Below are 586 nucleotides of genomic sequence, written 5' to 3'. Positions count from 1 at the left end.
GCTTCAACACCATCGCCAACGAGTACCCGCAGCTCGGCGGCGAGTTCGAGGTCATCCACCACACCCAGTTGCTCCAGCACCTCGTCGACGAGGGCAGGCTGGTCCCGGTGACCCCGGTCGAGGGCCTGATCACCTACCACGACCCGTGCTACCTGGGCCGGCACAACAAGGTCTACACGCCGCCTCGGGAGATCATCGCCAAGGTGCCGGGGCTGCGGAACGAGGAGATGCACCGGCACAAGGAGCGCGGCTTCTGCTGCGGCGCCGGCGGTGCCCGGATGTGGATGGAGGAGCGGATCGGCAAGCGGGTCAACGACGAGCGGGTGGACGAGGCGCTGTCCCTCAACCCCGACATCGTCTCCACGGCCTGCCCGTTCTGCCTCGTCATGCTCTCCGACTCGGTCAACGGCAAGAAGAACGACGGCAAGGCGAAGGAGTCGCTCCAGGTCGTGGACGTGGCGCAACTCCTCCTCGACTCGGTCAAGACGCCCGAGCAGCGGGACCCGGGCGGCGACGGCGAGCCGGCGACTGCGCCCGAGCCGGAGCCCGTGAAGTAGCCCGCGAGGTAGCCCGCTGCCCGCACCGG

Annotated in this window: 1 protein-coding gene; it reads left to right on the top strand. The window is 68.9% G+C overall.

The genetic code is table 11. The annotated features are described in order from the left end of the window. Positions 1 to 557: (Fe-S)-binding protein (locus KUM32_RS40860; protein ID WP_217146724.1), on the top strand; the 557-nt coding region annotated here is incomplete at its 5' end. Positions 558 to 586 lie beyond the last annotated feature (29 nt).

It is taken from the genome of Streptomyces sp. AC627_RSS907 (assembly GCF_019049165.1).
Note: the sequence above shows the minus strand (reverse complement) of the source record. Positions and strands in the feature narration are given on the sequence as shown.